Source organism: Clostridium sp. UBA6640, from assembly GCF_002455975.1.
Classification (GTDB): domain Bacteria; phylum Bacillota; class Clostridia; order Clostridiales; family Clostridiaceae; genus Clostridium_J.
In genome coordinates, this window is record NZ_DKLM01000071.1 from 17,129 (window position 1) to 28,686 (window position 11,558).

Consider the following 11,558-nt stretch of genomic DNA (forward strand, 5'->3'; position numbering starts at 1 on the left):
ATGAATGGTTGCCGTACCCCTAATTAAATTTCATATTTATAAAACTTAGCTCTCAATAAAAAGAACTAAATCTAAACAAATTTAAATTTTAAATTTAGTTCGTTTCTATATTTCTATTAATTTTTTAATAAGTACTTTTTTATTCCTTAAGCTTTATCATATAATTTAATATCTTTCCATGCTTTTTTAAAATACTATTTATTATAAAGAGAATGGAAAGATATTATTCTTCCCAAATATCTTTAGTTAATTCCTCTATTTCTTTTCTTAATTTTTCTGTTTCCTCTACATTTATATAAGTATTTTCGTTTTCAATAATAAGTACATCACCTTCCTTTGCCTCTTTAGGAAGTTTATTTCTAGAAACATTCACCATTATTCCTTTTTCATTTTCACAAACTGCAAATTCTTCTTCAAATCTATCAATAATAAATTTCAATATTTTCACCTCATTTTAACCTTTTATAGTTTTATTTTATATCTGATTGCAACAATTTGGAAGTAATATTATTAAATTCTTATAAATAATTTAACAAATTTAAAAAGATAATTTTAACCAATATAAGTTTATGATATAGTATATATGTAAGTTTTGGTACTATACCACAAGAAGGGAAGTGTAATATGAAGTATATACTAAAGACTTTTAAAAAATATGGAGAAATAATATTAGCTACGTTATTAACTTTTATTGGTATTAAATTAATAAATAATTATAAAATCTTTGTTGATTTATTTGCCTCACTAAAAATCATAGTATCTCCTTTCATAATTGGTGCAATTATCGCTTATTGTATTAACCCTTTAATGAAAGTTTTTGAGATAAAACTTAAATTTTCTAGAGGCCTTAGTTTGTTATTGTCCTTTATAATAATAATTTTACTTACTATTTTAAATATAAAATTCTTATTACCTGGAATAATATCAAACCTTAAAACTTTAATTGAAGCTACTCCATCCTTTATGTCAAAAACAATGGAGTTCATAGAAAATTATATTACTAATGATACAGTTAAATATTGGATTCAAACTAATAATATAATAGATAAAATAAATGCAAATATGTATAATATATTATCTACTATTTTTACATCCTTATTATCAATAACCACCTCTTTAGCTGGCTCTTTGATTAAATGGACTTTAGGTTTTGTAATTTCTGCTTATTATCTATATGATAAAGAACACTTCATTCTATATTTCAAAAAGCTTATGTATATGGTTCTTAAAGAAGATAGAGGAAATAAATTTATAGAATTGTTAAATACTTTTGATAAAATGATTGGTTCTTACATAGGTATAAGAGCAGTTGAATCTGCTATAGTAGGATTAGCAGCATTTATTGGTTTAATTTTATTAGACTCTAACTTTGTACTGCTAATTAGTTTATTCTTTGGCCTAACCAATATGATTCCTTATTTTGGACCTTTCTTAGGCATTGTTTTTGGTACCTTATTAAATGTATTTTACGGTTTGCAGAAAGCATTTTTTATACTAATTTTATTATTTATACTACAACAAATAGATGGAAATTGGCTTGGTCCTAAACTTTCTGGTAAAACTGTTGGAATCCACCCTGTCTTTTGCATATTTGCATTAGCTGTAGGAGGGGCAGTTTATGGAGCTGTAGGTATGTTAATTGCGGTACCTATTGCTGGGGTTATAAAAATATATTGGCAAAAATTTATGGACATATACGAAGAAAAGCATCCTAAATTTAAAGATTTAGTAAAAAAGTAATATTTAGTAATAAATCATCTCTCTTTTTCATAATTTAATATAGAAAAAAGGGGATGATTTTTTATGTGTAAAAAGATAGTAACTTTAATTACCATAGTATTAATATTAATCACAACTACTTCCTGTAGCTATGATATTAAAAATATATTTAAAGATGAAAAGCCTACTAATTCCTACCATACTTATAACTTAATAGATTGTTATGTAGACAGTACTCCTAATGAGGTGGGCGTATTTGATGTTAATTTGTACAAACAAAAGAATCTGAATGAAGAGGAAGCTTTTGACGTACTTCGGCTTATAAATTCAATAAAAAATGAATACTTCATTGATAAGCCTGATGATATTGATACAATACCTATATATAAAGTGTTTATAACCTTCGAAAATGAGAAATACATTATTAATGTGTATAATGAAAGATACATATCTATTTATCCTTGGGATGGAGAATATTCAATGGATTATATTGATATGGCTGAAATTCCATTAGCTTTTAATTTATATGGATTATGTAAGTATTTTTTATCTTAACAACTTATTTTAAGATTTAAGATCATAAAAATTAATGATTCAAGTTGAAATTAATTTCAACTTGAATCATTAATTCTCTATAATTTTAAATTAAATACTTGTCCTATTCTTTATTAGAATCCTTAAGAATACTGTCTCGTATATCTATTATTCTTTTATTTAATATTGGATGAAGTTTATATGGAGCAATATCACATAATGGATTTAATACGAATAATCTTTCTTCCATTCTAGGGTGAGGGATTATAACTTCTTCATCACTACTTATTAAATCGTCATAAAATATTACATCTAAATCTAAAGTTCTAGGTCCCCATCTTATAATTCGTTCTCTTTTTAAACTTTTTTCTACTTCAAGTAAAAACTTCATAAGATTTTTAGGATTTAACAAAGTTTTTATTTCTATAGCAGTATTTAAAAATTCATCTTGATCTGTATATCCTACAGGCTCTGTATTATAATACTTTGCAATTTTATTTATTTTAGTATGGTTCGAATTACTTATAATTTCAAGTGCTTCTCTTATATTTTTTTCTTTATCTCCTAAATTTGAGCCTATTGCAATATATGCTTTGTGCCATTGTCGCTCAATTTCAATAGCAACATAATCTAAATGCTTTCTTACCGGCGCCCATGGTTTTTTTAGTTTAAGCTTTACTTTATTAACAGCCTCATATTTTAATAGTATAAAATTTACTATTTCTTCTGCTGCCTTTTCTAGTAGATCATAACTAGTTTTAGTAAACTCTTTTTCAATTTCCTCACAAAGTATACCATAATGTACAGTTTTGTCTAAATCATCTTTCTCTCCAGCACCGCTTAAATCTAAATCCAATTCAAAGGATAATATAAATTTCTGTCCTAGTTTTTTTTCTTCTTGAAAATATCCATGATTTGCAAATATCTCTAGATCTTTTATATATATTTTGTCCATATTTATATACCTCTTAAATTTATTTTTTTCTATATATAGCATCGGCCATTAGTGCTGCTCTATAATTCTCTTTTACATCATGAACTCTAACAAAATCATAACCATTCATTACACCTATTACAGTGGTAGCAATAGTACCTTCAACTCTTTCCTCTGGTGAAAGATTTAAAGTATTGCCTATTAATGACTTTCTTGAAGTCCCTAATAATATTGGATAACCTAATTCTTTAAACCTTTCTAAGTTTCTCATAACCTCAAGATTATCCTCATAGGTTTTAGCAAATCCAACACCAGGATCTAAAATTATATTTTCAACTTTTACTCCACTACTTATCGCTATAGATATACTCTCTTTCAAATCTTCTAACATGTCTTCAATTAAATTATTATAATCTTTGTTTTCTCTATTGTGCATTAAACAACAAGGAACATTGTACTTTGCAGCTACTTTTGATATATATGGATCTTTTTTAAATCCCCATACATCATTTATTAAAGATGCACCTGCTTTAATTGCTTCTTCTGCAACCTTTCCTTTATATGTATCGATGGATATAGGAATATCCGTATGTTTTCTTATAGCTTCAACAATAGGAATAATTCTATTTAATTCTTCTTCTTCATTAACAGATTCATGTCCAGGTCTTGTAGATTCTCCCCCTATATCTATTATATCTACATTTTCATCTATCATCTTTAATGCATGCCTAACAGCATTATCTACAGTATTAAATTTTCCTCCATCAGAAAAAGAATCTGGAGTTACATTTAATATACCCATAATAAAGGTTTTTTTTCCTAATTCAAATTCACGATTTCCTATTTTCATTATTTTATTCATAATATCCTCTCCTACTAATAGGTTATAATCATATTTTTCTTTTCATTATTCCAATAACACTCATTAATAGCATTACAATTAAAACATAATCTTGAAAGTTTATCACAACTATATAGAAGTTTCGATAAATTCGTTTCATGATTTTTTTCTCTATGCTTTTCAATTGCCATTAATATTTCATCTATCTCGCTTTCATTATATCCAGAGTGAATTAATATATTTTTAGCAATAATAACGCTACCTTCATGATGTCCTATATTATCTTTATACTGAAGTACTCTTCCTAAATCATGTAATAGTGCAGCTGCATAAATTATATCCTTACTAATATCTAAATTATTTTCTAGTGCTTTAATATACATGATTCTTGCTACATCCAAAGCATGATCAATTCCATGTCTACAAAACTTTCTTTTTTCCTCTAACTCATTTAATTCATTACTATATTTAATAAATTCTTTATTGCTTAAAATTTTATTAATTCTAACATTATTATCAATTAAATTTTTCATTTGACCACCTTAATTATCCATTAATTAGAGAAATAACTTGATTTTGTAGAGATATATTATCTTTAAAAATTCCTCTTGAAACTATAGTTGCAGTTTTAGTTCCTGGCTTCTTAACTCCTCTCATAGTCATACATAAATGCTCGGCTTCAATAATAACTAAAGCACCTTTAGTTTGTAAATTTTTCATTATAGAATCTGCAATTTGAGAGGTCATTCTTTCTTGAAGCTGAGGTCGTTTTGCAAAGACTTCTACAGTCCTAGCAAGTTTACTAAGTCCTGCTACCTTTCCATTAGGTATATATGCAATATGAGCTTTACCATAGAAAGGAACAAAATGATGCTCACACATAGAATAAAACACTATATCCTTTTCAATTACAATGTCATCATTTTCTACAGTAAAGGTCTTTTTTAAATGTTCTTTTGGATCTTCATTTAGTCCAGAAAATATTTCACTATACATTCTAGCAATCCTATCTGGTGTATCCTTTAATCCTTCTCTTTCAGGATCTTCCCCTATTGCTTCTATAATCATGGCGACTGCTTCTCTTATTTTTTCTTCATTAACCATTTTTAACACTCCATTCTATTATCCTATGCTAATATCCATATTTACTATTTATATAATTATCGTAGTAAATCTTGATTTCATCTATAATTTTATTATTTTTAATATTTTCACCATCAACAGAATTTATTTTCATTATACCCATTAAGCTATTAGTTAAAAAAGCTCCATCGCTGTTCTTTAAATCATCTAATGAGATAAAATCTTCAATAACTTTATAATCCTTACTTCTTAAATTATTAATTAGAAAATTTCTCACTATACCAGGTAAGATACCTGAGCTTATTTTTGGGGTATAAATTATTTCATCTTTTACAACGAACAGGTTAGAAACTGAACCTTCACATAAAAAATTATCTAAATTTAAAAANNATTTAAAAATATAGCTTCATCAAATCCTTCTTTTAAAGCCAATTCTTTTTCTAAAATATTATCTAAATAATTTAAAGACTTTATATAAGTTGTTTTAGAAAATTGATTTCTTTTGTAATCACTAACTTTTAAATTAAAGCCCCTTTTATAATGTTCTTCTCTATAGGTTATAGGCCGATTTGAATAGATTATATTTTTTTCAGATACAATAATTTTCAAAGCACAATTTGTAAGCTTAAGTTCTTCCATCTTTTCTCTGATATCTTTCTCACTTATAAAGTTATCTATTCCTAAAAGAGTTAGTCCATCATTAAGTCTCTTTATATGCTCCTTTAAAAAAACCGGTTCACTTAATATCAATATAGTTTCAAAAAGTCCTTTTCCAAAAGCATATCCATCATCTAAAACTATACTTTGTTCTATTTCTTTATTATCCATAATCTTATCACCTATTTTAAAACCTTCATTAAAGCTCTAGCTTTATCTAAAGTCTCATCGTATTCCATTTGTTCAACTGACTCGTAGGTTATTCCTCCTCCTACACCAAAGTATGCTTTATTATCTTTAATTAATGCAGTTCTTATAACAATATTCAAATCTGCATTTCCCTCTAATCCTATATATCCAATAGCTCCAGTATAGATATTTCTTCTAACCTTTTCTAACTCATCAATTATTTCCATAGATCTAATTTTAGGTGCCCCAGTTATAGAACCTCCTGGAAAACAAGCTTTAATACAATCAATAGCAGAATGCTCATCTTTAATTTCACCAACAACTGTTGAAACTAAATGAAATACTGTACTGTATTCTTCTAATTTAAATAATTCTGTTACCTTTACTGTATTCGGCTTACACACCTTGCTTAAATCATTTCTTTCTAAATCAACAATCATTAATAATTCAGATTTATCTTTTTCACTTTGTAAAAGTTCAGTTTTATATCTTTCATCTTCCCTTATATTCTTTCCTCTAGGTCTAGTACCTTTAATAGGTCTTGTTTCTATAACTTTATTTTCTATTTTTAAAAATCTTTCCGGCGATGAAGATAGAATATAAAAATCTTCTAAAGCCATGTAAGCAGCAAAAGGTGCAGGATTTATAGACCTTAACTTTTCATATATATTAAAGGGCTTTTCCACTATTTCTTTGCTATATCGTTGAGTTAAATTTGTTATATAGATATCCCCATTTTTTATATATTCTTTTACGGAAGATACGGTATTTAAATACTCCTCTTCTTTAAAGTTGGATTTAAAAGTCTCTATATCATATTTAAGATTACTTAAGTTTAATTTTTCTCTTTTTTCTCCTAATTTAATTTTCTCTTCTATATAGTTTATACTTTCTTCTTGACTATTAAATATTCCTAACGCTGTAATAAATAAATTCTCATTTAAATTATCATAGATAATAATATTATCATAAAAATTAAAATAAGCATCAGGAATAAAAACATCTTCAACAGCATTTTCAGGAAGGTCTTCTATTTGACGTCCTAAATCATAAGAAAAATATCCTATAGCCCCTGATATAAATGGAAGATTTGTATTGTTTTCTATTTTATATTCACTTAATATTTTATTTAATTCTGCAAAACTATCGCCTTCAAAACTTTTATCATTTATAGTACATAAATTATTCTTGCTTTTAAACTTTAAATATGGATTTAAACCTATTATTGAATACTGTCCCAAGTTATTNNTCTTTAGCACTATCTAAAAAAATAATATCTTTTTCATCTTTAAATAATGAAAATATTTCGAAGCAATTTAAATCAGTTTCTACAGTTTTAATTTTTACTCTCATAACTACTCCTTGATGTACTTTTATTATATTCTCTTGCAATATTAATAAAATTTATTAGCAATTCATGTCCAAACTCTGTAAGTTCTGCTTCTGGATGAAATTGCACTCCTTCAATAGGATAATTACAATGTCTTACTCCCATTATAACTCCATCTTCTGTTTCAGAAGTTACTTCAAGGCATTTAGGTAATGTTCTTCTATCAATGACTAAAGAATGATATCTAGTTACTTTAAAAGGGTTCTCTAAGCTTTTAAATACACCCTTATTATCATGAGTTATACTACTAACTTTTCCATGTACAGGATAAGCCCCTTTTACAATACTCCCTCCAAAAGCATGTCCAATAGCTTGATGTCCAAGACAAATTCCTAATATAGGGATTTTACCTTTAAACTCCTCAATAACCTCTAAAATTATTCCTGATTTATCTGGTGACTTAGGACCAGGCGAAATAATTATTGCTTCTGGATTTAAATCATAAATTTCCTTAATAGTTATTTTATCATTTCTAAATACTTTAATTTCTTCCTTTATCTCTTCTAAATATCTGACTAAATTATAAACAAAGGAATCATAGTTATCAATCATTAAAAACATTGTATACTCCTTTAGTAAAATAATATTTGTTTAAATAAATGGTATAATAAACTTAAATGAATGAAAAATTAAGAATGNNTTTATAGAAAATTTATTTTCCAGAGTATATATTAAGTTTTTACATTGTATCCCTATAATTATCATTGAAATCAATTCTTTACGAATTGTTTTCTTTAACAGACATTATTATGTTAATATGTTTAATATTTCTTAGTTATATCTATATTATATCAAAAAAATCAGAGATTAACTTTGAAAATTCAACAAGAATCTTTTAAATTATAGAATTATATATGAGGTGATGATATGAAAATAGATTTACATAGCCATACCACTGCATCTGATGGCAGATATTCTCCAAGTGAACTAGTTGATTATGCCATAAAAAAGAAATTAAATATATTGTCTATTACAGATCATGATACTACTGATGGCGTAGAAGAGGCTTTAATTTATAGCAAGAAACTTCCTATAACACTTCTACCAGGTATTGAACTCTCTACAATTTATAATGAAGAAAGTATACATATATTAGGTTATTTTAGAGATGATAGCTATAAAGCTCTATCTCTTCAAAACTTTTTGAAAGAAATGAAGGACTTTAGAGCAGAAAGAGGCAAAAAAATTATAGAAAATCTTAAAAAGTATTTTAATATAATAATAGATTATAATCAAATATCAAATAATCCCATAATAGCCCGCCCTCATATTGCAAAGGCAATCATGGATTCAGGATATAATTATAGCTTTGATGAAGTTTTTAAAAAATTTTTATCTAAAGATAGCCCTGCTTATGTAGAAAATAAAAAAGTCTCCCTAGATGAAGGAATACAGCTATTGAAAGATCATAATGCTTTTGTATCTTTAGCTCACCCTGTTCTTATAAAAAAATCAAAAGTTGAAGACTTAATTTCTCATGACTTTGATGGAATAGAAGCCTATTATTCTCTCAATTCTGAATATGATACTGCTAAATTTATCAATTTAGCGCATAAATATAATAAAATTTTAACCTGTGGCTCTGATTTTCATGGAATATACAATGATTCCTCTCACGGAGATTTAGGAGGTTGTTATTTTGATAATAAAAGATGTGAAATTTTCTTAAAATCCTTAGAAATTAAAAAATAATCAAAGTGAAAAATATAAATAGGACTATTCATAACATGGATAATATTTCCGCTATTATGAATAGCCTATTTTTATAACTTTTTTACCTATTCTAAATTTTCTTTTGCTTCAATATGATTTTCAGCGTTTTTATTAAAATTTGAGATAATAATTATTCCATTTATCTTTATTTTTTATTTTTAAAATATAAATTATAATTGCCATTAATAAAGTTTATAAAACCTATATTGATATAGTATTCATATAAGTTCTTAAGTTTTCCAGTGCTTTATTTTTAGTTTTATTTACAGCTTGTCTAGAAATATTAAGTTTATTTGCAATTTCTATATCCGAATAGTTCTTAATATATCTTTCTTCTAAAATTATTCTTTGCATTCTAGATAAAGTTCTTAAAAGATCTTCAACATAAATATTATCTTCAATTTCATAAGTATATTTACTCTCTATTATCTCTAAATTTAGTTCAGTTTCTCTTTTAAACATTCTTAAATATTTTCTCATAAGGTCTATATATTTAAATTTTATTGAGTTATATAGATAATTTACTAGGGTACCTTCATTTTCTAAGTTTATGTCAGTAAGTTTTAGTTCTTTAATGGTTTTTATAAAGCTTATTATAAGGTCAGTATCAGCACCATCGTAGCCTAACTTTCTGCTAAATTTTTTTATTGAAGGACTAAACTTTTCAATTATCAGCAAAAGTGATATCTTGTCTCCTTTTTGAGAATTTTCAATCAATTGAAATAATGATTCATTCATAATCTTTCCCCCTCAAAGAAGTTTTTAATTTATCAATGAAGGACGAAGTAATACTTAAATATGTAAACCTTTATAAAAAATGGAAAATAATAATTTAAAAAATGCTTTTGATATGAAAATTTAATTAAAAAATGCAAAAAATCCCCAGAAGTGATAATATTTCAACTCCAAAGGGATTACATAGGATTTAAGTTCATTATAAATAAGATAAATAAGTTGGATTTCAAAATTGAAAATAAGAGAATCAATATAAAAAAACAAATTAAATCTTACATAGCAAATAAATTCAACCCTAACCATTATATGCTCATTTTAGTAGATACTAAAAATATTGGATTATGCAAAATAGATAATAAATAGACATAAATATGGTATTTAAAGGGCTTGTAATATGATTCATAATTTAGAAAAACTTCAAAAGCATTAATGAAAAGATAATTAAAATTTTTTATAAAATAGATAATGAAATAATTAAGAATAACCAAATTACAGCCGTTAGAGATACAATATGATAAAAGGAAGTTAGATAAAAGGTATAAGTTCGGCAAACTAGATGAATTTAGAACAATTCTAAAATGTAGCGTAGAATGAAGGACTATAGAAGTAATAGTATAATCATCAAATTATTTAAGTATAAAACTTTATTCAAAATACAACTCTGTTACTTTAAAATAAGAATTTGATAGATACAGAATTCATATATTCAAAACATAAAATATATCGTAGCATAGATATACATAGCAGTAAAATATCATATAACCAATATGGAATACCCTAATAAGGGTATTCCATAGCTTACAACAGCAGAAAAACTCATTATACAAAACAGCTCTATAGTAAATTACCTTTAATAATTACATATAATTTAACATTTATTGAATTATTTTCGCCACTTATTTCATGAACCTCTTATTAAAAGAGTGATTTTACCAAATAAAATAAAAACCTTCTTAATACTAGTTTTAAAAAACTTCGATATAATATACATTATTATTTAAATCCACCACTGTAATAATAAAACTATGACCAATTTGCTTTAAAATAAAATTATAACATTAACCTAACTTTCTTCAGGTTTGAAACTAAAACAGACTTTGTTTTATCATATATTGAATATTACTAATTAATATTTTAATTTAGATTAAGTACCTCTTCAATTTTAAGTATATTTTCATAGTAAATTTAATACTCAACTATTTATTAGTATTAACAATTATACCAACTACGTTTACCTTTATTTTATAAAAATTTTCCCTATTTTCTTCCCTTCTGTAATTGTTAAAATATATAACTTCACTTATTATTCCATTTCTCACCTTACTTTAAGGGTAATGTTATTATAATTAAGCTTAAAATTATTGTATCTTTAAGTTTATTACTTATTATTACTTCCTCTATCATTCTATTCTTCTTTATATTATATTTTTTACTTATTTTTACTTAATCGACATATTATTGGAATATATTATTCTATATTATATTCAAAAATCCTCTATATTAATTTAAAAAAATTAATTCCAGAGAGAATTTTCTAATATATATTAAATTAAAACTAAAATTCATTTTAAATGAATAATGCTAGTATCTATGTTATGTAGAAAAATAATTATTATAATGAACTTTCAGATAAGCCACAATATATTTAATAAAAATTAACAAAATATTTTTAGAATTCAAAAAACGTTAATATAATATGTGCGTCAAAAATCTGAAAAAGACCTGCAGTAATTATACTGCTGGTCTCAGACTGTAGACAAAAG

General features: G+C 25.3%; 12 protein-coding genes and 1 pseudogene. 3 read left to right on the forward strand and 10 right to left on the reverse strand.

What is annotated here, in order from left to right:
• Positions 1 to 223: 223 nt before the first annotated feature.
• Positions 224 to 439: a DUF3006 domain-containing protein gene (locus B2W91_RS07770; RefSeq protein WP_291579846.1), complete on the reverse strand. Its 216-nt coding sequence runs from the start codon at positions 437 to 439 to the stop codon at positions 224 to 226.
• Positions 440 to 624: 185 nt separating this feature from the next.
• Between B2W91_RS07770 and B2W91_RS07775 the strand changes: the two genes are divergently transcribed.
• Positions 625 to 1,740 carry an AI-2E family transporter gene (locus B2W91_RS07775; RefSeq protein ID WP_291579847.1) on the forward strand — a complete coding sequence of 372 codons (1,116 nt, stop codon included), beginning with the start codon at positions 625 to 627 and terminating at the stop codon, positions 1,738 to 1,740.
• Positions 1,741 to 1,803: 63 nt separating this feature from the next.
• Positions 1,804 to 2,274, forward strand: a complete 471-nt coding sequence (locus tag B2W91_RS07780; protein ID WP_291579848.1) for a DUF4883 family protein — start codon at positions 1,804 to 1,806, stop codon at positions 2,272 to 2,274.
• Between the two features lie 103 nt (positions 2,275 to 2,377).
• Here the strand turns inward: B2W91_RS07780 and folK are convergent, their stop codons facing one another.
• From folK to B2W91_RS07820, 8 genes and pseudogenes are all read right to left on the reverse strand, one after another.
• The gene (gene folK, locus B2W91_RS07785; RefSeq protein WP_291579849.1) at positions 2,378 to 3,208 is read right to left on the reverse strand and encodes a 2-amino-4-hydroxy-6-hydroxymethyldihydropteridine diphosphokinase; all 831 of its coding nucleotides are present in this window, start codon (positions 3,206 to 3,208) and stop codon (positions 2,378 to 2,380) included.
• A gap of 19 nt (positions 3,209 to 3,227) precedes the next feature.
• Positions 3,228 to 4,037 carry a dihydropteroate synthase gene (gene folP, locus B2W91_RS07790; protein ID WP_291579857.1) on the reverse strand — a complete coding sequence of 270 codons (810 nt, stop codon included), beginning with the start codon at positions 4,035 to 4,037 and terminating at the stop codon, positions 3,228 to 3,230.
• A 26-nt stretch (positions 4,038 to 4,063) separates the two neighbouring features.
• A complete protein-coding gene (locus B2W91_RS07795) occupies positions 4,064 to 4,561 on the reverse strand; it encodes an HD domain-containing protein (RefSeq protein ID WP_291579850.1) in 498 nt (165 codons plus the stop codon).
• 13 nt (positions 4,562 to 4,574) lie between these two features.
• Positions 4,575 to 5,132, reverse strand: coding sequence for a GTP cyclohydrolase I FolE (folE, locus tag B2W91_RS07800; RefSeq protein ID WP_291579851.1), 558 nt, complete (start codon positions 5,130 to 5,132; stop codon positions 4,575 to 4,577).
• A gap of 28 nt (positions 5,133 to 5,160) precedes the next feature.
• Positions 5,161 to 5,511 (reverse strand): aminotransferase class IV, encoded by a 351-nt coding sequence (locus B2W91_RS07805; protein WP_349680795.1) that lies wholly within the window; start codon positions 5,509 to 5,511, stop codon positions 5,161 to 5,163.
• Positions 5,493 to 5,939, reverse strand: a complete 447-nt coding sequence (locus B2W91_RS07810; RefSeq protein WP_291579852.1) for an aminotransferase class IV — start codon at positions 5,937 to 5,939, stop codon at positions 5,493 to 5,495. The genes B2W91_RS07805 and B2W91_RS07810 overlap by 19 nt, the downstream gene beginning before the upstream one ends.
• A gap of 11 nt (positions 5,940 to 5,950) precedes the next feature.
• Positions 5,951 to 7,310: pseudogene (pabB, locus tag B2W91_RS07815) on the reverse strand (aminodeoxychorismate synthase component I).
• Positions 7,294 to 7,908, reverse strand: a complete 615-nt coding sequence (locus tag B2W91_RS07820; protein WP_291579853.1) for an anthranilate synthase component II — start codon at positions 7,906 to 7,908, stop codon at positions 7,294 to 7,296. Before B2W91_RS07820 ends, pabB begins: the two are co-directional and overlap by 17 nt.
• 306 nt (positions 7,909 to 8,214) lie before the next feature.
• Here B2W91_RS07820 and B2W91_RS07825 point away from each other — a divergent pair, with 306 nt between their 5' ends.
• Entirely contained in the window at positions 8,215 to 9,039 is an 825-nt protein-coding gene (locus B2W91_RS07825) for a PHP domain-containing protein (RefSeq protein ID WP_291579854.1), read from the forward strand.
• A gap of 222 nt (positions 9,040 to 9,261) precedes the next feature.
• Here the strand turns inward: B2W91_RS07825 and B2W91_RS07830 are convergent, their stop codons facing one another.
• Complete coding sequence (locus B2W91_RS07830) at positions 9,262 to 9,798, reverse strand: RNA polymerase sigma factor (protein WP_291579855.1); 537 nt, start codon at positions 9,796 to 9,798, stop codon at positions 9,262 to 9,264.
• Between the last annotated feature and the right edge of the window lie 1,760 nt (positions 9,799 to 11,558).